This is a genomic window from Corynebacterium durum (genome assembly GCF_030408675.1).
Lineage (GTDB): Bacteria > Actinomycetota > Actinomycetes > Mycobacteriales > Mycobacteriaceae > Corynebacterium > Corynebacterium durum.
The window spans coordinates 1,446,053-1,471,466 of sequence record NZ_CP047200.1 but is presented as its reverse complement, the minus strand read 5'-3'; the positions used below and the strand labels follow the sequence as shown (position 1 = coordinate 1,471,466).

The window sequence follows — 25,414 nt, the reverse complement described above, 5'->3', positions numbered from 1 at the left end:
CAGGGAACTGATTACTGATCTATTCTCGCGTGCAGAGTTGGACTAGTGGGGCTGTCCTGACGCCCGTCTGGTGGCCGTCGAGCTGTTCGGTTCATGTGTGCGATGAGTGTCGGGGCGTCGATAAGTGCTGGTGCGCGGGTGTAGCAGAAGTTATGCCCTAGCTGCGGAAAGCAAAAGTATGTTCTAAGAATTTACCCCCGTGTAGGTGACGTGCTGTAGCTTAGTTAGCTATGAGCAATAGTCAACAAAAAATACATGACAACCAGCAGATCGTTCTCCCAGAGGACCGCTACGCAGAGGAACTTGCGTTCCTGGCGGTGTACGACCAAGGGCCAAAACCTCCTGGTTGGTTACTCACCCCACAATCTGTTGTTGCCTTTATTTGTGGCGAGCAGGGGCTGCGGTTGAAAGCTGATAAGAAGAAAGCACATCCTGAACTTCCGCAACGCATGGACATCACGCCAAAGTTTATTGGCGATAAAGCCCTTATTGAGCGTTGCGTGGTCACGCTTGCTGGTTCGCGTGCCTTGATGCTGGTTGGTGAGCCTGGCACAGCGAAATCAATGCTGTCTGAACTGCTCTCAGCCGCCATTTGTGGGACGTCCGAGCTGACAGTTCAGGGGAGCGCCGGCACTACTGAGGATCAGTTGCGTTATGGCTGGAATTACGCCATGCTGCTGGCCCATGGTCCTAGCGAACAGGCGCTTGTTCCTTCCCCAGTTTTGCAAGCAATGACCACTGGAAAAGTGGCTCGAATTGAGGAAATTACGCGCTGCCAACCTGAGGTTCAAGACGCGCTTGTGCCGGTTCTTTCGGAGCGTCGTATGGCTATCCCTGAACTAGGAGAGCATTCTGTTCCTGCAGTCCAAGGATTTTGTGTGATTGCAACAGCTAACCTGCGCGATAAAGGCGTGAGCGAAATGAGTGCTGCGCTGAAACGCCGTTTTAACTTTGAACACATTGATCCGATTAGTGATCGCAATGCTGAAATAGCCCTTGTTGAGTCAAAAACAAAGCAGGCATTGGAAGAAGCCGCTGCACCTGGCGCTGTTGATCAAGTTGTAGTGGATACGTTGGTCACTATTTTCCGGGATCTTCGCCGAGGGGTTACGCATGAAGGATGGTCAGTAGAAAAACCAGGAAGCATTATGTCCACTGCTGAGGCAGTAGCAATTTCCTCTTCCATCGCATTGTCTACCTCCTATTTCCCACATGGCCCCTCGGCGTTGCAGCTCATTCCTGGACATCTTCTTGGTGCTGTGCGCAAAGACGATGATAAAGACGCGGGGCGTTTGCAGGCATATTGGGATGCTGTGATTCGCCGCCGTACCCAAACCGATGAATCGGGGACATGGCGCACGCTGTGGGAGGCACGTGAGGATGTCCACTGACACGCACGATCAGATCAGCATCGACCCGGAAACGCTTCTCGACGCCCTGGTTTCTCCAGGTTCGCACACCTTCTTCGGCATCCGGCACCACTCACCGGCATGTGCCCGCGCCGTGATTCAGGCGGCTGAAGAACTTCGTCCCGCTGCCGTGGCCGTGGAAATGCCTGCAGACATGACCGACATGCTGCCGTGGATGTGGCACACCGAAACCATCGCGCCGGTTGCTGTAGCGGTGTCAGATAAGGACGCAGGACCACGTGGCATGGGGTTCTACCCCTTCGCAGATTTTTCCCCTGAGTTAGCTATCATTCGGTGGGCAGGCCGCAATAACATCCCTATTCACTGCATTGACCTGCCTGTCGGTGCGCGCGCCGACATTGATGAAGATGGTGATTCTTCTGATGATGTTGTTGATGTTAGCGAGCTTGTTGGCCAGGAGGCATGGGACACAAAAGTTGAATCGCGTTCCATCGGAGCCTCATGGCAACAGGTACAGAAAGCAGCTCTTGCTGTTGGATTGGGCGCGCGCCTTGCTCAACCAACAATTGATACATACACGCAGGCCCGTGAAGCGCACATGCGTGCGTGTCTAGATGATCTTCCAGAAAACACCTTGATTGTTGTTGGTTCTTTCCACTGTCAGGGCCTTGTTACTGGAGAAAAAGTAAAGCCTAAAAACATCAACCCGGTTGTTACGTCTATTGTGCGCTACAGCTTTGAGCAGCTTGACTATCGTTCCGGCTACGCCTCAGGTATTCGTGACCCGCAGTGGCAGCAAGGGATATGGGAATGCTCCACTGTTGCGGATGTTGATGCGTTGACTAAAGCCATGATCACTGACGTTGCCCGCACGTGCCGCACTGATGGTGAGCCGGCTGGAACCGGTGAGGTGGCGGAGGCATGCCGGTTTGCTGGTGATCTGTGCCGGATTAGACACCTGCCGGCACCGGGGCGTCGAGAAGTAATTGAAGCTTTGACCAGCGTATTCGCTCACGGAAACGTTACGGGACGCGGACGCGGCATTGCCCGCGCAATGCAGAAAGTGCTAGTGGGAGAACGCCATGGGGATCTTCCTGCGGATGCCCCCATTCCAGCGTTAGAGGCGCATACTCGCGCCGAGATGGAGCGACTTGGGCTATCCGCCAAGGAACGCCAACGCGCTGTCAGTCGCCGCATCGAACCTTTCAAAGGTGGTAAAGACTTTGAGCGTCACCTTCTTCTGATGCGCCTTAATGTGCTGGATGTGGACTATGTTCGCGATAAAACCAACGGAACTAACCGCGGCCTGGAGGCACGTAGCTATACCGTAGAGTGCGCTTTTACTGCAACGACCGCCGCAGGTCTCGCAGCTGTTGCCTACGCTGGAGTGACCCTTGAACAGGCGGTATCCACGATCCTTGGAGCCAAACTTGGCGCACTTTCGGCCGGTGACGATGAGGTCAACCCACAAGTGGTCCTTGAGGTGATTGGTGCCGCTTCGCAAACAGGTGCGGGTGAGGTGCTAGAACGAGCCCTTCAGGTGATGGAAACCGACGTGCTACACCGACTTGGTTTCGGTGATGCAGTTACCGCAACGGAGTTGCTTACCGGTATCGCCGGTGACCGCGAACCAGCCGCGCGCCTACTGACCGACAAGCAACGCGACCTAGCAAACGCAATGGCAGAGAAGCTGGGTGCTGTGATTGTGCGCGAAATTCGCGGAATCGCGGGTTCAACAGAGGTGGAACACGCTCGGCAGCTGGGTCAGGCAGCTGGGCTGATCAGCAGCTATCTTGTGAGCATAACAGCAGCGCTCCAGCGCGTCCGTGAAAGTGGATCACCGCTGATGCAAGGCGCCGCCTATGCGGTCCTTGATGCCGTCCAGGATTCCCCGTCTGATCCACAGCAGACTGCAGAGTTCATTGGCAGCTGGATTGACCAGTCAAGCACTCCAGAAACACGCCATAACCTGCAGCAACGTATGGTAGGTTACCTGTGTGCATCCCGTGGCGTGTGGTGCGACAGCCCGATCATGGACAGCATCATTGATCGGGTAGCGGCCCTACCTGACGACCATTTTGTGCAGTCCCTTCCACCCCTGCGCGGAGCTTTTGACACGGTTCCAGCCGCAGAACGTGAACGCTTCTTGGATTACCTTGCCGAAAAAATTGGCCGAATCTCCACCGCTTTGACTGTGGATCCAGCCCTTCTGGCGGCGAATGCCACCGCGGATGTGGAAGCCCGCCGACGTCTGGAAGCTCTTGGGTTGGCTGATGTGTCGTTCACCCCCGCAATGCGGTGGCGGCTCATTCTCGGTGCTGAACCAGAAAAACTTCAGGGCCAGGCAAAACGTATGGCGAGTGCTCTTGATGAGCTGTATGGCGGCCCCGGCTCAGATCAGACTGGGGAAGCTGACGGGCGAGTGCGAGGTGCAGGTTCAGGGCCGAGTCAGCTGGGAGTACGTAATTGGGCTGATGAAATTCAGGCACTGTTTGGCGATGACCACATTCAAGAAATTTTCGGCCAAGCAGCAGAAAAAGGTCGACCAGATGTTATTACAAGTCTGAATGCAGATGATGTTCGACCATCGGTGGAACTGCTCACCACAGTATTGAACCTGAAAGGCGCGCTGCCGGAATCTCGTCTCCGCCAACTGCGCCCACTAGTAGCCAAAATCGTTGAAGAACTGTCGCGCGTCTTGGCCCAGCAACTCGCGCCGGTGCTAGCAGGTATTGCTCAAGCAAAACCGACCCGCCGACGCACCGCACGTATTGATTTACCCGCGACCATTCGCCGCAACATGAAAAATGTAGTGTCGCACGAAGGACGGGCGCAGATTGTGCCGGTTACTCCAATTTTTCGCGCACCAGAACGGCATGTGTCACCGTGGCACATTATCGTGCTTGTTGACGTCTCGGGGTCCATGGAACCCTCCACTGTTTACGCAGCAATAACAGCGGCGATTCTGGCGGGCGTTGATACTTTCAAGGTTAGTTTCATTACATTTGATACCAGCGTCATTGATTTATCCGACTCAGTGGAAGATCCGCTGGAGTTGCTTCTTGAGATCAAAGTCGGCGGCGGCACCAACATTGCACAGGGCGTGCGTTTTGCAGCAACGAAGGTAACTAATCCCAGTAAAACAGTTGTGGTGCTGATTAGCGACTTTGAAGAATGGGGATCGGTGAATAATTTGACTACGGCAATCCGCAATCTTGCTGACTCGGGAGTGAAACTCATTGGATGTGCAGCACTGGACGATGAAGGTAAAGCCGCATACAACGTTGGGATCGCCGAGTCTGTTGCCGCCGCTGGCATGCGCGTCGCATCTGTGAGTCCTATGCAACTCGCACGATGGGTGAGGGAGGTACTGCAATGACCGCCGAACTCCCACCACTCGACCCCACCGTGGCAGCCGCTGCGTTGGAGCTCCTGCCACCGCGCTTGCAAAAACGCGCGGAGAAGCTTGCTGCAGATACCAGTGAATGGGAAATCAACACCGATAATGGGCTGAGTGTCACCATGGGACAGGCGACCGTCACGCTTATCGACAACGCGGATGGTCAAGCCTCACTGAACTGTGACTGTCTCCTTGCGCCCAAGTGCGCACACATTGGGGCCGTATGCGTAGCGTCACCTGTGGGCGAGGCGACGTCGGCAAACTCGGGTGATGTCATTGAAGCTGTTGACGCTGGTGAGTCCTCTGACGCAGATCCGAGTGATAATAGCGCCGTGCCGCGCAGTGATGCAGCATGGGCGAAGGAACTACCGTCACCATCCGACATTATGGAACTGGTTTCGAATGTTAAGGACGTTATTGACGATATTGTCGAATTTGGACTAGGGCAGCTCAGCATTGCTCGACACACCCAGCTGCTTGCTTGTGTGCAAAAAGCTCGCGTCACTGGTTTGCCCAGGTTGGAGCGTGCCCTTACGGCACTGGCAACTAACTCTCAGCGCATTCGGTTAGGTAAACCCGTTGGACGCAATGACGCGACCATTAACACATTGCGTGTTGCATTTACCTGTTTCCTTCTAGAACGCAATCCCGCCGACCGTGAAGCCATTGGGCAAGCCCGTCGCGCCTACACCACCCTGGACACGCAATCAGGTGCCGGGGCGGGAATGTTCACGCCCTTGTACGCCGAGCCCATTGTTGCTTCCTCGGGTTTTGCGGGCGTGACGGTTGCGTTGGCAACTACCTCTGGTGATCTGTACTCAGTCACCAAAACCCCTCCAGGACAGGCCAGCGATGTTGCCGGAATTTGGCATGGATCACTGCGATTGGGTGATCTCCACTGCAATCATGCACAGCTAGCGCGTAAAACGCTACTGATCACTGGTGGACGCTCCTCATCTGACGGCCGTATTGGTAGCGGCAGGGGAGTGCGGGCAGCTCTTGGGAAAGACGTGACACTGGACATGGTGAAAGCCATTCCACTTAAAGATGGCTTAGCGTTGATTGAGGGCACCGTTGTCAGCATAGGGTTAAAGGGTGTGGTCCTGGAAACCACTAATGCAGGTACGGTAACACTCAACTTCAGTGTATCCGCGAAGAAAACTGAACTCCCCAACTTTATCGAAGCTTGTCAACGTCACCTTAGCTACGGGAACACCTTAGTATTCACCTGCCTTGTACGTGATGGAATGGTTCTCTGTGTCTGGCCCATGAACGAAGTGCTTTCTTTACCAAAAGACTACGGCGGACGGATCTTCCCAGGACTAGATGTAGTTACACCCCCCAGTTTGACAAACACGTACAAAGATTCCGGCAGTGTCTTCGACCTTGACCACCCAATTGAACGTGGTATTTCCGACATTGTTGAGCCATGGCTTCATCGAGTTGTATTCGGTGGGGCACAAGCAATTAACAGCCGAGTTTCGGAAGCGCAACGCGACGCCGTACACCTAGAACAATTAGGTGCACCCTACGCAGCAACACTGCTTGAAAAGTTTACCCACGAGCCGCAGCGCAGCACACACTCACTGGCCTTAGCAGCCTATATTCGAAAGATTTAACACGCCAGCATTGGAGACACAATTATGAGTACACACGACTCGCCATCAGGTAGCACAACTGCGGAGGAGCAGGTTGAAGAACACTGGGTAGATGGCGGTGACTACAGCTTCCGCATTAACGGAGACACCATCATTGCCCGCAACGCCAAAGGGCGCGTGTTAAAAACCGTACCTCCGAAAGCAAAGAAAACTGAGACATACGAAAAACTCGAATCATTGCGGTCCTACCTGCACCAGCACGATGTTCAGTGTGCTGACACGGTACGGGAGTGGTTTTTGAAAGGGCTCCCTGTACCTGTCACTGTTATCGCTGCAGTGTGGATTGATCCTGCGTGGCGGTACTACCTTAACGATCTTGTTATATCCACAGACGATGGAACTGTCGGATTGCTGCGCGCTGCATCAAAAGAACATGGACTGCAGTTGGTTGACCTTGATGGAGAAACCGTTGATATTCCGTATTCGCAAGAAACTGTGATCACCATTCCGCATCCAGCGGTGATGGACGATGTTGATGATTGGCGCGAATTTGCCGTGGAACTCGGGGTGAACCAAGGATTGGATCAGCTCTTCCGCGATCTCTACATTAAACCCAGCGACGATGACGGCCTGTACGCAGCAGTGCATAAATACGAGGGCGCCACTTATTCCTTAGCCTCCCGTCTTGTGGGGCGCAGCCGAGGCGGCGGGTTTGCCGCCACGCTCAACACTGTGTCTTTGACAGTGATGGAAGACGGAATTGAAACAGTAGCCATGCTTGATGTGGACGCGTGGGATCCCCTCGATGAAGCAGTGCTGTATCGGCTGACTTTCAGCCGCGACGGCCATGACATTGCACTGAACGATGTTGGCCCAATCGCGTGGTCAGAAGGAATACGTATGTGCGAGTTTGTGTACGCAGGCCGCACATTACAGGAAAAACAAGACTGAAATAATACGCACCCATGTGGTGTGTGATGTGATCGGAATAAAGCATGAAAACAAGTGATGTGGTTCGTCAAGGTGGCATTGTTCCAGTTTCGGCAGCCGGGGTAAACGACATGACCATGGTGGCAACCATGGCGAAAAGCGCACAACTTTTGGGCAATCGCACGGTGGTAAAGCTCATTGCAGAGCAGCTTACCCAGGCAGAAAAACTCATACAGGAGTTCTTGGGTCTGGAGCCAGGTGCAGCCGAGCCGGTTGGTGCAGCATTGACCCGAGCAGTTGGCTTCCCAGCATGGCCAATCCTCCAAGATCCACCAAACGCTAGGCACGCATTAAACCTGGTTGCGGATGTGGAATGGGCCAAACGCATGGCACAAGGATCGCCAGGCAAAGTTGCTGACCGTTTTACGGAACTTGCTACAGGGCTTGCCAATGCCGCCCCGCATTTTCTGCCTACCCTCTACGAAGAACTTGCTCGCATTTTCGATTCAGTGGGCAATGCTAAATACGCCAGCCGTTTCTTCGGCAAAGCAAGGGAAGCTGAACGAACTTATGGTTTGCCTGTTGACCCACAGCGGCATCAAGCAGTCTTCATGGAGTTTTCGCAACGCGGTACCATCGCTGCCAAAGAGTTAAGCGAAGAAGCAACTGCATGCATCAAGCGTGCCGACGACCCCGCACACGCCTACCGGTACTTCCTTGATCTCAACATTGTTCGCATCAAAGCAGGTGGAGCACCTTACGCCATGATGGTGCGTGATTTGGTGAAATTGGGTAAAGCTGCGGGAATGTCTGCGAGCGATGTCTGCGTGGAACTCATCAATGAGGTTGACGGCGCGTCCGGGCTGCGGCGTGCTCCCGCAAAATTCTTCTCTACTGTGAGCAAACACATTGCACCTGCAGTGAAAGAAAACCCGGTAATTTTGAACACGTTGTTTAGTCAAAAAAGCGATGAACTTTCGTTGGATGAGTGGGCCACTGCGGCCAGGACCTCAGGATTGTTTGACTATCTTGAGAATAACCCCGAGCGTCTTGTGCGATGGGTGGAGGATACCCTCAATAATCTTCGGGGGATCGGCGATAATAGCGAGGTATTCAGCGAGTTCATCCTGGCACATAGCAATGCTCTCAAGGGTACAACAATGACCGTCCAGATTGAAAAAATTAATCTGGAAATCTTTGACTGCTTGGTACAAGCTGGGGTGAGTTGGAACCTGAGAAATGCATCCAGAGAAGAAAAACTTCCGCACCTCTGGAAATTGCGGCAACAAATTAACAGAAGCGGGCATAACGGCATCAAGCAGCTGCCCTCCCTCACGGCAGCATTTTCTAATGATGAACTGTGCGAACAGCTTCTGCAAGGTTGGGATCTGGTAGATTTTCTCAAAAATATCGCCCATCCTTTTGTTAAGTATGGATATGAAAACATCGTGCACTATATGATTCGGAAAAATATCGGTTCTTTTACTGGGCAATCCGGAACATCCAATAAGCTATTTCCAGCGGTGGAAAAACTGACACAGAGTATTAACTCTATTCAGTCGTTGAAGCTACCCTGCGACCTCTTGGAAATGGTAAAAGCTGCCGTCGATTTCGCTCCTGAGGATGTTTTGGCAGAAAACCTTCGTGCAGGGTTACTTACAGAATTAGCGTGGCCAGAGCTGGAACGACATGTTAGTGGTTGGTTGAGCGCAGTTGCGCCGAAAGGGATGCACTCAACTAAAGTCCAACTCAAAGAAAGCTTCCCGGGGGTAGTGGCAATTTGGGGTAGAAGAGTCGTGGCCATTGAAGGTGATAAGACTCTTCGTGAGGGAAAAATATTGAAGCCTAGAACCATTACTAGCGCCGGCTATCTAGGAGCGGATCACAGTATCTTTGTGACCGCTCAGCACCATTACTCTAATTTTGCGCAATGGGTGGACGGGGATGTTGTTCAATGCAAAACGCAGAATGATTACTGGTGGCGGGGAGACTCTGCTGGTGATTCCACATCAAGTGTTCCGCTCAATGACGGGCGGTTATGCCCATCGGGTATGGTTCATGTTGGTGACCAGTGTCTTACAGCCAACAACGAAGGCCGTGTGTTCACTACATCCAGCGGGCAGGCGTGGTTGCTGAAAGATGATGAAAATCAGTATCACTACTCGTATTACATGCGCCGCGCACACGACAACAATGCTCATAAGGGATTTGTCGTTGACTCAGCGACAGGTAATGTCATTGGCCCTGGGCTGCCTCAGCCACTGATTGATGTGGTCGCGGACGTTTCTGCATCAGCAACTCCAGACTTTGATAGATCAACGTTGTTGGCGCTACCTGCAGGGATAGATCCTCGTGATGCTGTTATCCCGATGCATGACGGAAACTTTGTGTGCGCAGCAGGTACTGATACTAAGCGTGAAATGCACTACTTTATTGCCACAGGCGACGGCAACCACTATGGAAGCGATGTGCCTATTAACGGTGTTATCCAAGCTAATGGCATAACGTGGCTTCATTCACCAGAGGGTGAATTGCATTGCCCCGACTTTCGAGATGGTTCTGGTGTACTCGCCGCAACACGCAACGATCGCGGTGAAGTCCACTGGTTGCACAGGCTTCCGTGGACCGCGTGGGTGAACCTCCGGGTGCGTGATGCTGAGGCAAGTGCCAGGCTCCGGGCGGTAACACCAGGACAAGCAAAGATGCTGCTTGACACTTTGGTTGGCGTGCGCCAGGTGAAGCCAGTTGCTTCGGCGGACCGCAAAGTATCCGACGTGAAACATGTAGGCACCTATGATCCCATCAGCGAAGACTGCCGCCCTGATTCTGCAGCCATGAAGATGGCGGCATCAATTTTGGGTATTGAGGATCCAGCCCAGCATTACGATTTGTGTGCCAGCATGGTGCAACTTGCGTTACAGGTGGCTAAGCACAACCTCCGTGTGGAGCGGCTTAACAAGAAGCTCACGCTGCGTATTGCTCGCAGGAAACGTGAAGAAGAATCTGCTGCCGCGTCAGAAACAACACAGCCACTAGACGGCACATCCTCAACCCATGTTGAGCACACTGAGAAAGTTGAAAGCCGGCCGAGGTTGACCACATTGGCAGCGAAGGAAGCGCGGCAATTGGCAGATATTGTGCACAAAAAACCTGGTACACGGTCGACACAATGGCGATGGTTACCTGTTGTTGGTATAGGAAAATCTTTTGCTATCTGGGCACAAGGCCCGCTCGCGCATCCGCTAGTCAAACTACATCTCGCTGAGATGTTCTCGGTGTTGCTTGATGCAGGAATCTGTTCACCCGCATGGAATCAGGCCAGTGTGAAATGGGAGACATTGGCTCGACACTACGGCAAATCGCATATCGGACTGTCATTTAAACTTTCCGACGCCGACGATGCGCCACGCGCTATTATGCTTAACCGCAGTCATTCTGAAAAGAAGCTGCTCATTGAGGGCGAAATCCCTGACGCTATCCATGATGTTGCAATGACAGGTACTGCTGTCCGTGGTAAGGAGTTTGGCCTGTCAACAACACTCAGCCAAGCCGAAATGCAGAAGTATATTAGTTTACTCAGCAGCGAGGATTCAGAGATAGATATTGAGGCATGGAAAGAATCTGTTGCTTCATATATCACGGCGGTTGCTTCCCGTTGTGTACTCACTGAACGCGCAGTGTTGGTGTTGTTGGCTGGCGGTTATCACCCTGGCCTAGGAAAAGCACCAATACTGTTTACTGACTACACACAAAATTCAATCGCATACGAACAGGACAAAGAGCGATCCGCTGCAATACGTAAGAAGCTGAAAATTTCGCTGAAGAATCTTGACACTGCGGTTGAGCAATTGGATGCCGTGGATGGCGAACTGCTTGAGCTGCTGCTTGTGGCTGTATCTGATAAAAATATGGATGCCGTAATTGCCATTGCAGAGCAACTACCTTCCACGAAGATCATGTTTGATGACGCTCAGTTTGATTATCTTCTTGGATGGGGTAACTCGTATTACGAAAACAAGGTTGCCGCCATCTGGAAGGCTGCAAATCCGCTGCAACAGCGGCTGCAGCTCAAAGGTGGATACGGCTACGGACGTATTGCGGGTACATTGTTGCACTGGGCAACCTATGCAGATGCCAACGATCCACTACGGGAATTTTACGCCGACCAGTTGGAGCGGCTTAAGACCGTTGATAGTGAGATGCTTACCCACGAAAATCTAACCACGTTGCCACTGCAAGGAACAATAGTGGACACAGATTATGAGGGCTACTACTGGCAAAGCAATAATGATAACGGCGATGCTGTCCGAGCTTTGAAGGAAGGCCTTTTCAATCCGGTTATTGCCGGTTTGCGGCGTAAACTCACCATCAACGGCACCATGTGCAACCCGCAGGCGTCCGTGCCTGAGGTGGTAAGTGCGGTCGTCGACAAGCTGGGGATTAGTGAGGCTTCGGCGGCTTATTTCCTGCAGATTCTGTGTCTTGTTGACTGTTCTGATGCGAAAGTGAAGTCATGGAACGGGTGGAAGAAGAAAGATCTGGACGCAGCGCGCGCCGAATTGGTTGAACGTGGCCTTGTCATTGAAGCGAAGCGTGCCCGCACAGGTCGTAGTGTATTTCTGCCTGGAACATGGTGGGAGGCATCCGCACCGAATCCAGCCATGGAAGCGTGGAAGGCTGTGTACTACGCAGTCCGGTTCGACGGCAAAGCTTTCTCAGTCGTTCCATGGTGCCCGCCGATTCTTCCCATTGATGAGCTTTTTGCTGCAGCATGGGAACGCTACGCCAGCGGCGACGTACCGAAGATGGAGGAACTTACAACCAAAAAATATCGGAAACGCGGGCGCTAAATGCGCATCACAAGCAACGCACTGCTGGCGCTTGCTCAACCGCCAACTGAGAATACGGTTGGCGGAAGGAACGTCGGCCCGATTGCGGCATTATCCGCTGTCCACGATTGCCTACCGGAGCGTGTAGTAGTCAAGCTTGTGCCTCAGGCGCTGGTTACAGCGGAAAAACAAGTGCAGCTACACACTGGATTTGATCACCACTGTGTGCCAATTGAAACGGTTGCATGTGGTCCCATCAGGGCAATCGGGTTCCCGGCATGGCCCATTATCATCGACCCGGATAATGCACAGCATGCGTTGAATCTCGTGGCGGATCTTGAGTGGGCGCGGCGTACTGCTGCGTCCGCCCCAGGGAAAGTGCAGGACCGATTTGCGGAACTTACTGCTAGTTTAGAGCGATCCGTTCCGCATTTTGTTCCCGCTTTGTTGGAGGAACTTGCTCGTATCTTTGACGATAACGGCAAGTCTCACCTTGCGGCACGTTTCTTCGGACGTGCGCGTGCGTCGGAACGCACATACAACATACATATTGATCCCAACCGTCAGCGTTCCTTGTTTCAGGAGTTTGCTGAAAGGGGAGTGGTCACAGCTAAAGAACTTACGGCCGAGCGCATACGCTGCATTGATAGCTGGGATTCGACTGACAATGCGTTTGAGTATTTCCTGCAATTGAACGTCGATCGGATTCGCGCTGGTGGAGTCCCATACACCAATCTGCCACGAGACCTAGCAGCGGTAGGGAAGATGTATGGGCTAAAGCCAGCCGACACAGGTATGCGCTTGACGCACGAGATTAAAGGCGCGGGTAGTCTGCGCCGCGCACCTCTCGGTTTCATTCAGGCTCTGGCACGTCAGCTTGCGCGTACACGGTCTACTCACCCCGAGCTGATTGTGCACCTGTTTAGCGTTTATAACCCTTTTGTTGATGTGGATGAATGGCTACGAATAGGGGAGAAGTCAGGACTATTTGACGTTCTTGACAACAACACTCAGTTGTGCCATTTCTGGATAAATAGTATCGTGCACGCTATCGGCGACAACGGTATACATAGTGAGCTTTTTACCGCGTTTCTACTTAGGAAATCCGCGTCGCTCCGAGGGCTTCACCTTACCGTGTGCCCCCAAGCCCTATCTTTGGAAATTATTGATGCTCTCCTTGGGGCGGGAGCAGACGTAGAATTTTTAGACGGCAGCAAGGAGAACGCGCACTCATCACAAATGCACGATAGGCGTTTCTGGAATAGGCCATTAGTTATTTTCGCTAATGAGGCTCGCCAGAAATTAATCCCGGGGCATTGCAGTATTGTGACACTGTCGTCTCGCCAGGATCTGGTCGCACAGATTATCGCTACTACTTCCCTTAAAGACATATCACGTGAGCGTATTAGTGTTTTGATCCAGCATGGCGGGTTAGGGTTTGTTGCAGCTCTTGTCGCGCGTGAGATGGTTATAGCCAAGCGCTATGGCTACCTCCTTCCGCACCTGTCGACGCTAATAAGAAGCTTTTTTCGAGTCGTTGATACTCTAAAGAACATCCTGGCCACGCATCCTTCGTCTCAAAAATCGTCATCGTATTATACGTCAGATACTTTGTCGCAATTTTTTCACTACATGTCACAGTGCGCGCAGTTAACGGCCGCGGATATTGCCGCCTCTAATCTCAGAAACGGTTTATTAACGGAGCTTGCATGGCCCGAACTGGAGCGGTATGTTGTTGCATGGAATTCCGCAGTACCGGAAGATTCCACCGATCCTGTTCCGCGCGTTCAGATACGCGAAAGCTTTCCAGGCGCGGTGGCAGTGTTCGGCAAAGAAGTTGTGGCCGTGGAAGGTGATAACACAATAGGAAAAGCAACTATTCCAGCCCAACGCTATCGGCTTATTTCTGCATTCTATTTCCTTAACTCGCGCAGCATAAAATCGCAGAGCACGCGCACTAAGCGCAATGGGTCCCCATCGCTCGGCGTTATTACCGCAAATAACCAGAATGAACTTTTAGCGGCGTGGTCTGATGATAGTGCGGCTATTGTGCGTCCCGCTTCTACGTCTCGTTGGGGTTGGCATTGGGATCTTCCGAAAAGTACGGTCAGTGTGCCGTTGGGAACAGAGCAGTCTTCCCGCCTTTGTGGTAGCGGTGTGATTAGCCCTCACCAAGAATCGTTTGATCTTCCTGACGGAGTGGTGTTTTGTGATGCATCGGGCAATATGTGGCGGGGTAGTTATTCGGCAGATCGGACATTTGTGGTCCGCCGTGTTGCCCCTGTGACTGCGGTGGATATTCAACAGGAAATCCCGCCGCAGTTGGTGAGTGCGCAGCGACGAGTGACGCAGCTGGTTGAACGCGACGTCGCAAAGCGAGGCGCATTCAACAGTGATGGAAATGTCCGGGTGCGTGTGAATTACCGCATGTCTACGTTGCTTCCTGCACCCACCGCAGGTCCAGAGTACAAGCTGTCTGGTTCGCATGAAAGAGCCATCCCAGTCGTGGATGGTGAGGTGCTTGTCGCGTCGGTTGATGTGGTTGATCGGTATGATGCGATAGATTCGCATGCCGTGACCACTGGAGATGGCGGTGTGTGGTGGTCTGCGGAGCCATGTGTAGGTGTTGCACATGTCGCGGGTCTTACTTGGCTTATCGCGGACGATGTGCATGACAAAGATGATCACACCCACTTGCTTATTCCCGCAGCATCGCGTGCGGAGGCTCAGGAAAGCATTACCGCAGATATTTCCTACGGCCGCCTTGCACTAACGTTGGATGCGCGGGGGAACAGGCATTGGATGCATGATATTCCGTGGTCGGTGTGGGGAAACCTTCGGCTTCGTGACGCAGCTGCAAGTCAGCGTTTGCGTCACGCCACAGCTCAGCAACTTGAGCCATTGACCAACATTGTTGAGGCCGCCGCGCAGGAAACTAAGAAACAAAGCACTGTTCACAAGGCGACATCTACTTCCGTGTCGCCATTGTGTCGTCCTAACGCGCCAGCGATGGAAGCGGCTGCCACGTTCCTGGGCACCGATGATCAAGAATTGTGTGCCAGCGTTGTGCAGCTGGTGACGTTGTCGTGCCGTGAGGCGCGACGATGCGCTTCACTTAATACCCAGGTGCAGGCGCTTATTGCGAAACTCGACAGTGCACCCACAACCGCAATTTATGCTCAACACGCGGATGACTCGGACCACTCAAGTACGACAGCAACAACACTTGCCGGTGCGTCGATTGTCGCTGCCGAAGAAGTTTCCCAGCTAGCAGCAGGGTTGAATGACCGCTCACCGCGAAAAGTCCAACAAACCAACCAAGCTAAGCCCAAACAATGGGAATGGCTGGGCGCGATTGGCCTAGAAAAGGCGTTGATTTCCTGGGCGACGGGTCCGTTCGCGCACCCAAGAGCCCCCATCGAACTAGCCGCGATGCTTCAGGGGCTGAGCGAGTTGGGGGTTGGCTCGGAACAATGGTCAGCTGCGACAATCCAATGGTTTAGGTTGACTGATCAGTGTGGAAAGTTTGCTGTTGGGACACGGCTGCCTACGTCTCTACCAGTGTTGACGTTGGGGTTGCCGTTGCGGCGTACCGCTGCTCACACTCACAACTGGACTGCGCACGGAAGTCAACACAGGATTCTTTGCCAGGCTTCGTCTACTGAGCTGCCCGAGAGCGTTTTAGGTGTTCCGGTGGAAGGCGCGCCAACAGGTGCCGCAACATACGGCGTGAGCACTGCGCTTTCATCGCCGCAGCTCAGTGCGTGGTCGTCACGGGTGTGCGAACTGTATGGCAAGAATAGTGGCGATCCTGCAACCTGGTATGAGCAGGTCAAACCATGTGTTCAGGCGCTCTGTGGGGCCTGTGCTTTAACGGAAGCTGCGGCCATAGTGCTATTCGGCGGCGGTATACAACCCATTCACCTCGGTAGAGATTTATTTGATACCGATTATGTAGCCCAGAAAAATGCCGTGGCTGAGGATGCACTCCGGGTGAAAAGTATGTATTCGGCGTTAGGGTTGTCGCAGGCTGCGGTGGCACGCGGAGTTGCCCAATTGAACAGGATCGATGCGCAGACTCAGGAGCTATTGTTGGCCGCAGCTTTTGACTCTGATGTCGAGGCAATCAAGCGAATCGCAGCCGATCTTCCTCAGTCATCTGTGCCCATTGACGACGCGCTGCTGGCCGCCGTCGATACCTGCTGCCGAGATGCTGTGACGACGGTGGCCCTTACATGGAAACTCATGGTCCCGCTACCGAAAGAAAGCACGCTCAGTAACATGCACGGACTGGCTACAGCAGTGTTGTTGCACGTGCTTATCGACGCCCACCCCAACAACCCCCATGGCGAGTTTTACGTCGCTCAACTGAGGCGACTCGCGGAGTATCCCATCGGCGTCGCACACATGGAAAATGTCACAGAGCTGCCGCTTCAGGGCGTCATGCCGGCTAGTCCGCCGCACAGCATTTCTAGCGGCGATGCTTTCCGTGGGCTCAAAGAAGGGCTGTTCGATGCCGTGATAACTGATGCCAGTTCGTCGAACACCGTGAACGGCTGCGTGTGGGATCCTCGGGTTTCGGCAGCCATGGTGGTGGACGCGGTCGTCGATACGTTGCGGCTTAGCACGCAGGCCGCTACCTATTTTCTGCAGTTGTTATGCCTGGTGAATTGCACTGATGCCAAGGTGAAAACCTGGAACGGGTGGACAAAGAAGGAGCTGGATGCTGCTAGAGCTGAGCTTCTACAGCGAGAGTTGGTGGTTGAAGGCAAGCGAGCGCGATCTGGGCGGCGAGTATTTCTCTCTGGAGCGTGGTTGGATGTGGCCACCCCGAATCTGCCCATGGAGGAGTGGAAGGCACCGTACTACCTTGTGCGGTGGGTTCGGGAATCAGGGAAGGCGGAATCGGTGGTTTCTGGCTGCCCTCCTCTGCTCCCACCGGCTGATTTGTTCAGTAACGCCTGGGAGCGATATGCGGGTGGGGAGGTACCAAGCTTAGAGCAGATAAAGTCGACTAAATATCGCAAAAAGAGCTATTAGAGCAGGCCATTTATTATCAAGATAGAACAAGCGTTTGATCTTTAAGATAGCGTATCTGCAGCGAAAGCTATTCTTTCCTCATTGCAACAAAACCACGTCAGACGTGGTTCGATAAATGAAGGAAAGGTGCATGGCGTGCAGTGCTGGGTCCCATACCCAGGAAAAGAGCAGGTGGGCACACAAAAGCCCATTCGCAACAAAATAAGAATCAGTCTTGCTACCCTTGGTGTGGATAGCGTGGCTGAGATTTTAACTGGAGATTATAGATGTCGGAAAACAAAGAAAAAGTAGCAACAATCAACAACCAGGCAGAGGACAACGACGGCTGGATTGACGCAGGGGAGTACTCCCTAAAATTGGAGGGTGATGTCATTATCGCCCGAAACGCAAAGGGAAAAGTGCTGAAGACCGTGCCAGCGAAGGCAAAAAAGCTTGAACAATATGATCAGCTTGATGGCCTGCGAGCATTTTTGGCCCAGCATGATGAACACTGCCTGGACACGGTTCGGCGATGGTTCCTGTCTAGCCTTCCCGTCCCGCTCAGTGTGATCATTGCGGTATGGCCGGATCCATCATGGCGGAAATACTTGGCCGATGTGATTGTCTCTGATGGCAGTATCACAGGGTTTTTGCGCGCAGTTAACGATGACGGTATTCAGGTCGTCGACCTTGATGGGGAGACCACCACAATTGACTACTCCGATGCCGCCCTCGTGACAATCCCACACCCCGCTGTCACCGAAAACCTCGATGAATGGCGTGAATTTGCCGTTGAACTTGGAGTGCATCAAGGGCTCGATCAGTTGTTCCGCGACGTCTACATCAAACCGGCAGACGAAGATGGACAAAAAGCAGCCGTCAAGGCATACGTCGGTGCAACGTATGAGCGTTCTAGCCACCTCATGGGACGCGGCCGCGGGGGTGGATTTGTGACCACCATGGGAGAGGTTTCCCTTCGGGTTCACGAAGGCGGCGAGACCATCACAGCCTCCCTGGACGTTTCAGCGTGGGATCCCACCGAATCAGCCGAACTCGGAAAACTGTCTTTCTCTGTCCATGGTGAAGACCTTGAACTCGACAAAGTTGGTCCCATTGCATGGTCCGAAGGCATCCGTATGTGCGAATTCATCTACGCAGGACGCTCCGTCAAAGAAAACAAGTAATCGGCAACGCTACCAATCACTGAAAGAACACAATAATGTCTACAACTACCATTTCAGCAGGCGGTATTGCGCCGCTCGCCGACGGGGTACCCGCACACACCGACCGCCTTATCGCGCTATCGTTCACTATCAATGATCGCCCCCTCGTGCGACTCATTCCTGAAAAGCTCAACCAAGCCGAAACGCTCACATTAGGTTCTTTGGGAGTTTCCGCTGGGGCATCCCGGCCAGTTGGGGCGGCCGCGAGCCGTGCCGTGGGCTTCCCCGCATGGCCCATCATCAATGACCCAGACAACGCCCACCATGCGTTAAACCTGGTGGGGGACCTGGAATGGGCACGCCGAAATGCCCAAAACAACGCCAAACGTGTTAAAGAGCGTTTCGACGCCCTGGTGGTTACCCTCACATCCTCCGCGCCGCATTTTGTCCCCACACTGCTGGAAGAACTTGCTCGCATCTTCTACGGGGTAGGAAATGTTCAGTACGCCAGGCAGTATTTTGGCAAAGCTCGCGAAGTGGAGCGCGCCCATGCGTTGCCCGTCGATAATGACCGCCACCAGAGCGTTTTCGTGGAATTCGCCGTTGCTGGTGTTGTTGGTGCGCGTGAACTCACGGCCGAGGCATCGGCAGCACTGGAGCGATCTGACAATCCGGCAGATGCCTTTGACTACATGCTGAATATCAATGCTGAACGGATACGCGCCGGCGTAGCACCATATGCATTCCTACCGCGTGACATGCGTAAAATTGGAAAGGCTGCAGGACTATCTGCCGACGACGTCGATGATAAACTCTTTGACTCCATTCTTGGACTCAAGGGCTTCGACAACGCGCCCGCCGGTTTCTTTAACTCAGTTGTAACGTCACTGAGCCGCTACGCACGCACCAGACCAGATGTGCGGGAAATTCTACTGTCCAGTTGTCCAGATGAGATGACTATAGAAAAGTATCTCACGTTGCTGGACAACGCAGGGGCTCTGGTTGAACTGCGAGAAAATAAGGATGCTTTAGCTGCATGGGTCATTAATCTTTGCGAAAATGTATCCTATTCATCCTTTGATGAACCAAGTCCGCGACTGATCAATGAAATTCTTGCAGCAGGAACAGCACTTCAAGGCCAGGAAATACGGCCAGAATGGCACCGCACACCTCTGAGCGTTCTTGATGCATTAGCTGAATTCAATGTTGTGTGGAAAGGTATTGAAGGTGAGAAACGATATATTGATTTTTCGTGGTCGGAATGGTTTAATCCAGACTACGACTCGACTCGCCGTTCGCTGAGCTTTCTCGCTGATGATTCTGTACTAGCGCCGCAACTCGCCCACGACCTAAGTGGACATAGGGTTCAGCATCAACTTGGTCTTATTCTTGCCCACGAAGGCGCAAAGAAGATTCTTCTGCAAAAAATAGACATGCTCATTGATGAGCGCAAAAAGCAGAAGGGAAGCGTTCCTGAAAATAGTAAATTCCTAACACATAAAGCAGAGTACTATGCTCAGCCAGAGCTTTACGCTGCTGCTCCAGAGCGCCTTGATGCCCTATTTTCTTTAGATGCCGCCGAGCAACTCCAAGCGGCCATGAATATGGGTATTCTTGCCGAGCTTACCTGGCCTCTCTTTGAACAGGAGTATGCACGACTTGCCGAAAATCTTTCCTCAAAAGACTACGAAATAGAGGTTTTTGAAAGCTATCCAGCAGTGTCACTGGTGGCAGAAAAGGACTGCGAGATCATTGATGGCGACCAGATCGTCATCAATGCAGAAATGCCTGCCCAATACGGAGATGTTGACGCCGTGCGGCTTGTTGGCAATCAGGCCATGGTGACCTACGACAAGCCAAACCGCTACCGTTCTTCTGTGTTCTGGACGGGCAGTCTTGCTGTGACTGATTTTGATACCTGGTTTAGTAACTCTGGTGAGTATTCGCTTCCCATCAACGATACTCGGTTGACCGGAAGTGGCGTGTTGACGGAAAATAGTGCGACGACACCAGGTGAAGGTACCGTGCTCTCTGCAGATACGATCAAGGGACCAACGTTTATTCAGAAATCTCGCTGGGCGGATTTATGCAAATGGAACGGGTCTGGGGTAGAGGAATGGGACGGTACGCTCTCCGAGATGCTTCAGGAATTGGGGGTATATTCTGATTATAACCTTGATTTTTCCACGCTACCCGCTAGCTTTAATCTCAACGCTTCCCGCAGCACCTTTATTCCGGTCCAACCTACCACACGCACTAGCCTGTTTGGAAGTGTTAAGGATGTGCATATTTCGCTGACTTTTTCTTCAGAAAATTATGGCCACAGCCACGGAAAACGGTCATTCATTGTCAGTTCATTAGGAACGTTTTCTTCGGCATCTTACGATACGTGCGCCGCTATTCGGCGCCCGGGCGGTGGCGTATGGCTTACCACCGGCACAAATTTGTGGGATCCAGAGTCGGATGTTGAACTGTTTAATGACTCGAACATTCACTTGAGTGAACTTCCACTGGCTGGTTGGCATCAACTTCGCCCCGCAGATGAAGACGCCAGCACTGTAATGCGTTCCTACACGCTTGCACAGGCGAAAGCAGTGATGAATGGCGATAGCATTGATCGCGAAACCATTGCTACACAGTTGGGCACGGCCAACCAACCCCTCATTGAATCTGTGGTTAGATTAGCAGAGGCCATTCGTGACATTGATCAGCAGTTTGCTGCCATTCGAGTGCGCTACATGCGACAGCTTTCTTTAACTGAAAAGGCAATTCTTACGGATGCTGCTGCTTCATTACTGAGAGTTGATGTAGGAGGTTGGCATAATGAGCATGAAGACATGTTGGCAACGCTGCATATTCTTTCAGAATTGAACCAAGGTAATATTCTTGAGGAAGAAAAGCGCAGTTTTCTTTTCTCTCGCGCGTTGGCCAAATATGCCAATAATGAACGTAAGCTCATTGGTCTGCTTGGCTCCCCACTGCTGTCTGCATTGTTTGAGCATGATGACACGTTGTCTGTCGCTATTTCGTTTATACGCGCATTAGTTGATGCCAAAGTACTGGGGCATGGTGCCAGGTTGGTCACGCTTGATCTTGGCCCCGATTCATCGGGCTGGAGAAATAGTAAAACATGCGTGCTCCCTGTTGGAACAGTTACTGATGGCTGCCTCGTGGTGGACGACGCCTGGGATTATGACGGTTCCCAATACCTCATTAAACGCACGGTCTGGGCGCCTGATGATCGCACAGAAATAGCTGGCTACCCTGTAGCGTCACAACACTACGATCCATTGTCAGCCGACGAAATTCTTGCCTGCCTGGATGCCATTGAGCATTCAACCCCGGAACGATCTCTACTTCCTGAAACACGAGATGCCATAGCTAGTGGAACAGGTTTATCCCCTGAAGCCGTGACCTATTTGTTTGGCGGCCTACCCGGTATAGATGCATGGGAGGCTAATTTCCTCACCAAGGAGCAGCGCGCGGTCTATGGTTTCACTGTCAAGCAATCTCAAGGGGCGCGCAGGCAGGTCAGATTTAGCGACGCACCCGTTCTTGATGTTCTTGCCGCAGCTGTTCCGGCTGATAGTCCGATTTCCTACATTACTGAGGGCCCTGATGCCCAGGGCGTTGTTGAGTACTGGAAATCCCATCACCGAGTTCCGGATATTAGGTTGAGCAGCGAGGAATTTTGGGATCTCCGCGATTGCTTCAACAGCATAAGCGACAAAGCGATGTATGCCAACGAGGATACAAAACTGGAGGACAACGATATTGCCCATAACAGTGATGACATTCTTCGTATGTTCACGGTCCTCGCGGCATCATTGCCACTTGATGATTCTCGACGGCCGCTTTTAGCATCCAAGCTGGAATGGCTGCGCACAGAATCAGCGAGAGTATTTGCAATTCCGCAGTACAAAAAGTATTTGTGCGATGTCGAATTCGGTGCCCCTTTCGATGATTCCCGCTTTGCTAAGGCGAAAACGTCTCCTCGCCTACAGTCAATTCGAGTGCTGTTGGAAGGGCACTTGGATAGCCTTATTGCGGATTTGAAGACCAAGTACACCACAACTGGCTCCCAGTGGGATCCTGAAGTTTCTGTACCTGAGTTAGTGCAACAAGTGATGCAGCATCACGCGCTAAGCACCAACGCCGCTCGGTATTTCCTACAGCTTCTTGCTCTCGCACATCCTACGGACGCTAATATCCGTGCTTGGAATGGCTGGAAGAAGAAGGATATTGATACTGCTTCCGCAGAGCTGCTAGATAAGGGGCTCATTGTGGAGGCGAAGCGGTCGGGTGCAGGCAGGTCGCGTTTCCTTCCTGGTGGCTGGTTACCGGGTTCCACGAACAATAAACCGATGGAAGTGTGGAAAGCTCCGCACTACTTGCTGTGGCAGTCCGATAAGGTCCAGCCGGCGATTGAGGGATGCCCGGTGCTGATGCCTGCTCAACGCCTGTTTGAGGAGGTGTGGGAGCGCTACACGTCCGGCGATGTCCCAGGTTACGAGGAGCTGAAAACCACGCGGTACCGGTCGCGGCGTCGTTAAGTCTGCCTCTTATACCCGCCTTATGTCCTGTGGGCATGCGATACGTTTAGACTGGGTGCTATGCCTACATGGAATGAGATGCTGCAAGCCAACCCGAACCATTCGGAAATGTATGCCCAGCGGTGGCGGAACTTCGTCGCCGAGGGCAAGGATATCGACGGGGAGGCGCGGCTTATCGACGCCATGTCACCCCGCGCCGCACGAATCCTTGATGCCGGATGCGGGACAGGGCGCGTTGGCGGCTACCTGGCCGCCTGCGGACATACGGTGGTGGGTGTTGATCTTGACCCGGTGCTGATCAACTACGCCAAGACAGATTTTCCTGATGCGGAATGGCATGTGGGCGATCTGTGTACAGGAACAGTCCCAGGGGATAACTACGACATTGTGGTATCCGCCGGGAATGTGATGGGTTTCCTGCCTGTTGAGGGGCGGCTTCCCGCTCTTCAGGGCATCGCTGATTCTCTCGCACCACACGGCCGCGCCGTCATTGGTTTCAGCACAGGCCGTGGATTTTTCTTTGATGAATTTTTTGCCCTGGCCGAACAGGCTGGATTGAAGCAGTCAATTAACTTCTCTAGCTGGGAATGCCACCCATTCACCAAGGGTTCTGATTTCCTGGTTGCGGTGCTTGCCAAGGCTTAGCGCCTATTTTTTGAACCAGCCTTCAAGGTTGTTGAGCACGTTCATGGCGCTGTAGTAATCGATGCGGAAGGCGTCCGGGTTGAGGTCGTATAACCGGCCGGCTGTCACGGCCGGGGCTTGTGCTAGCTGCGGATTCTGCCGGATTTTGTCCGAGGTTTTGCCTTCAGCTTTGAGTGTCTGCGCGAACACGGTTTCGCCGGTGAGGGCTGGACCGAAGTTTTCTGGGACAACCCCGACGGCATCAGAACGCTGACGGCCAATGGATGTTTCGCCAATGAGCTCCTGCGGTGGAGTGGCCACCTCAAAGCCAACGGAGGTGAAGATTCGTCCTTGGGCGGATTCCGGGGTGAAGAAGTTCATCGACTCAGGCGTCATGGAGACAATGTTGACGGGCTGAGGAGGAAGGTTGATGCTGTTTTTCACCTCGGTCACGCGGTCTTCGTATTTTTTGATCACCTCGTCGGCATTTTTCTCCAAACCGGTGGCTTTGCCCATCATGGTGGTGACGTCTTCCCAGCTTTTGTCGCTGTAGTCAATCACCATCACCGGCACGTCAGAGGCGAGTTGGTCGTAAAGATCAAGTGCTTGGTCACCGCCAACGGACGACATGATCACCAGGTCAGGGTTTTGTGCGAGGATGGCTTCAACATTGGGCTGAAGTTGCCACATGGACTCAACGCCTTTTTCTTTGGCTTTGTCTGCCCATTGGATTCCAAATCCCTCATCCTTGGTGAACATGGGGGATTCGCCATTCCCGCCACCGCTGGCCACAATGGGAGCGTCAATGGAGAGCAGCGATCCAGTGAGGGACACTGATGCAGAGACGATGCGCTTGGGTTGCTGTTCGATGGTGATGGTGGTGGGTTGCTTTGCGCCGTTGAGGGTTTCTATAGTGCGGGGAAACTCAGCAGATTGTGCAGCACTGGTCGAGCTTTCCGAGGACGATGTCCCTTCTGAATCCTTGGATTGCTGAGAACATGCCGCACTAAAAATAAGCATTGCACCTGCAACAATTGCGGCTATTTTTTTAACAGCGGTTTTTCTACGTTGCACAGTCATCTCCTTACGTGTGAAAGTAGTACAGAAAATAAGTGTTGCCTAACCAAAGTTGATATGTCAAGGTTTTACCGTGGCACAACCAACGGCCCTCCCGACACCGGATCCGTGATGACCTCAGCATCTAAATCAAACACATCACCCAACAACTTTGGAGTTATCACTGCGGCGGGTGCTCCCTCTGCACATATAACCCCGTGACCATCCACAGCACCCATAACCACCACATGGTCAGAAAAACGCGCCGCCAGGTTGAGGTCATGCAGCACCATGACCACAGTCTTTCCGTCCTGCTCACCCAACCGACGAACCAGTTTCAATACGTCCAGACTGTGTGTTAGGTCGAGGTAGGTTGTGGGTTCGTCAAGCAGCAACGTGGGTGTATCTTGCGCCAAGACCATAGCAATCCATACCCGTTGCCGCTGGCCACCGGATAGTTCCGCGAGACGACGCTCCTCTAGCCCCACGAGGTTGGTTATCTTCAGTGCCTGCTGCACGTGCTCATCATCGTCCGCGGACCACTGCTGCAACCAGGATTGGTGGGGATGTCGCCCACGTGAAATGAGTTGCTTCACTGTCAAACCATCCGGCGCGGTGGGGTGCTGGGGTAGGAGCGTAAGTTGGCGGGCGCGGTCGCGGCGTCGATACGTGGTGATGTCTTTTCCAGACAATTCGACCACACCGGAGTAGGGAAGAAGTGTACACAGTGCTTTGAGCAGCGTGGATTTTCCGCACCCGTTCGGGCCGATGATCGTGGTGATTTTATTGTCTGGTATCGCAATGTCTAAACCCTGGATTATAGAACGCGTCCCATAAGAAATTGTCAGATCTTTCGCAACAATTCTGCCCAT

At 52.9% G+C, this 25,414-nt stretch carries 11 protein-coding genes; 9 read left to right on the top strand and 2 right to left on the bottom strand.

From position 1 onward, the window contains the following. Positions 1-230: 230 nt before the first annotated feature. From CDUR_RS06835 to CDUR_RS06795, 9 genes are all read left to right on the top strand, one after another. Entirely contained in the window at positions 231-1,391 is a 1,161-nt protein-coding gene (locus CDUR_RS06835) for an ATP-binding protein (protein WP_179417634.1), read from the top strand. After that, the gene (locus CDUR_RS06830; RefSeq protein WP_179417633.1) at positions 1,381-4,749 is read left to right on the top strand and encodes a DUF5682 family protein; all 3,369 of its coding nucleotides are present in this window, start codon (positions 1,381-1,383) and stop codon (positions 4,747-4,749) included. Before CDUR_RS06835 ends, CDUR_RS06830 begins: the two co-directional genes overlap by 11 nt. After that, the gene (locus tag CDUR_RS06825; protein WP_179417632.1) at positions 4,746-6,389 is read left to right on the top strand and encodes a hypothetical protein; all 1,644 of its coding nucleotides are present in this window, start codon (positions 4,746-4,748) and stop codon (positions 6,387-6,389) included. Before CDUR_RS06830 ends, CDUR_RS06825 begins: the two co-directional genes overlap by 4 nt. Before the next feature lie 24 nt (positions 6,390-6,413). Continuing rightward, entirely contained in the window at positions 6,414-7,319 is a 906-nt protein-coding gene (locus CDUR_RS06820) for a DUF4132 domain-containing protein (protein WP_179417631.1), read from the top strand. A gap of 44 nt (positions 7,320-7,363) precedes the next feature. Further along, the gene (locus CDUR_RS06815) at positions 7,364-12,148 is read left to right on the top strand and encodes a hypothetical protein (RefSeq protein WP_179417630.1); all 4,785 of its coding nucleotides are present in this window, start codon (positions 7,364-7,366) and stop codon (positions 12,146-12,148) included. After that, the gene (locus tag CDUR_RS06810) at positions 12,149-17,167 is read left to right on the top strand and encodes a hypothetical protein (protein ID WP_179417629.1); all 5,019 of its coding nucleotides are present in this window, start codon (positions 12,149-12,151) and stop codon (positions 17,165-17,167) included. A 266-nt stretch (positions 17,168-17,433) separates the two neighbouring features. After that, positions 17,434-18,330 (top strand): DUF4132 domain-containing protein, encoded by an 897-nt coding sequence (locus CDUR_RS06805; protein ID WP_006063439.1) that lies wholly within the window; start codon positions 17,434-17,436, stop codon positions 18,328-18,330. Positions 18,331-18,365: 35 nt separating this feature from the next. Next, positions 18,366-22,862 (top strand): hypothetical protein, encoded by a 4,497-nt coding sequence (locus tag CDUR_RS06800; RefSeq protein WP_179417628.1) that lies wholly within the window; start codon positions 18,366-18,368, stop codon positions 22,860-22,862. 60 nt (positions 22,863-22,922) lie between these two features. Next, positions 22,923-23,507, top strand: coding sequence for a class I SAM-dependent DNA methyltransferase (locus tag CDUR_RS06795; protein WP_179417627.1), 585 nt, complete (start codon positions 22,923-22,925; stop codon positions 23,505-23,507). Positions 23,508-23,510: 3 nt separating this feature from the next. Here CDUR_RS06795 and fepB read toward each other — a convergent pair whose 3' ends face one another. Further along, positions 23,511-24,560, bottom strand: coding sequence for a Fe2+-enterobactin ABC transporter substrate-binding protein (fepB, locus tag CDUR_RS06790; RefSeq protein WP_179417626.1), 1,050 nt, complete (start codon positions 24,558-24,560; stop codon positions 23,511-23,513). A 71-nt stretch (positions 24,561-24,631) separates the two neighbouring features. Further along, complete coding sequence (locus CDUR_RS06785; RefSeq protein ID WP_179417625.1) at positions 24,632-25,414, bottom strand: ABC transporter ATP-binding protein; 783 nt, start codon at positions 25,412-25,414, stop codon at positions 24,632-24,634.

Excerpts from the sequence above, each read along its gene's own strand:
- CDUR_RS06835 (WP_179417634.1), top strand. The coding sequence starts at position 231 with ATGAGCAATAGTCAACAAAAAATACATGACAACCAGCAGATCGTTCTC.
- CDUR_RS06830 (WP_179417633.1), top strand. The coding sequence starts at position 1,381 with ATGTCCACTGACACGCACGATCAGATCAGCATCGACCCGGAAACGCTT.
- CDUR_RS06825 (WP_179417632.1), top strand. The coding sequence starts at position 4,746 with ATGACCGCCGAACTCCCACCACTCGACCCCACCGTGGCAGCCGCTGCG.
- CDUR_RS06820 (WP_179417631.1), top strand. The coding sequence starts at position 6,414 with ATGAGTACACACGACTCGCCATCAGGTAGCACAACTGCGGAGGAGCAG.
- CDUR_RS06815 (WP_179417630.1), top strand. The coding sequence starts at position 7,364 with ATGAAAACAAGTGATGTGGTTCGTCAAGGTGGCATTGTTCCAGTTTCG.
- CDUR_RS06810 (WP_179417629.1), top strand. The coding sequence starts at position 12,149 with ATGCGCATCACAAGCAACGCACTGCTGGCGCTTGCTCAACCGCCAACT.
- CDUR_RS06805 (WP_006063439.1), top strand. The coding sequence starts at position 17,434 with ATGTCGGAAAACAAAGAAAAAGTAGCAACAATCAACAACCAGGCAGAG.
- CDUR_RS06800 (WP_179417628.1), top strand. The coding sequence starts at position 18,366 with ATGTCTACAACTACCATTTCAGCAGGCGGTATTGCGCCGCTCGCCGAC.
- CDUR_RS06795 (WP_179417627.1), top strand. The coding sequence starts at position 22,923 with ATGCCTACATGGAATGAGATGCTGCAAGCCAACCCGAACCATTCGGAA.
- CDUR_RS06785 (WP_179417625.1), bottom strand. The coding sequence starts at position 25,414 with ATGGGCAGAATTGTTGCGAAAGATCTGACAATTTCTTATGGGACGCGT.